We start from the raw sequence: 295 nt of genomic DNA, 5'->3' as shown, positions 1-295 counted from the left end.
CAGGAACAGAGGTGTTGACAGCAGCAAGTGGATGTGACAGTACAATAACAGTTACATTAACAGAATTGCCATTAATTACAGGAGTGTTAGATTCAACAATTTGCAGTGGAGATTCATTTATGTTTAATGGAACAACCTATGATGCATCAAATACATCAGGAGTTGAAACATTAGTTGCAGCAAGTGGATGTGATAGCTTAGTAACGGTAACAGTAACAGTGAATCCTAATTTATCAGCTACACCAGATGTAGTAGCTCCAATTTGTTTAGGAGATGCGTTAATCTTAGCAGCTAC

1 protein-coding gene is annotated in these 295 nt (G+C 37.6%); it reads left to right on the top strand.

Features of this window, described 5'->3' with window-relative positions; all coding sequences use genetic code 11:
- On the top strand, positions 1-295 hold a 295-nt coding region (locus FRY74_RS12935; protein ID WP_223265889.1), incomplete at both ends, for a hypothetical protein.

The sequence above is a fragment of the Vicingus serpentipes genome, from assembly GCF_007993035.1.
In the GTDB taxonomy this organism is placed as follows: domain Bacteria; phylum Bacteroidota; class Bacteroidia; order Flavobacteriales_E; family Vicingaceae; genus Vicingus; species Vicingus serpentipes.
The sequence above is the reverse complement of the archived record's forward strand: the minus strand, read 5'-3'. Positions and strand labels throughout refer to the sequence as shown.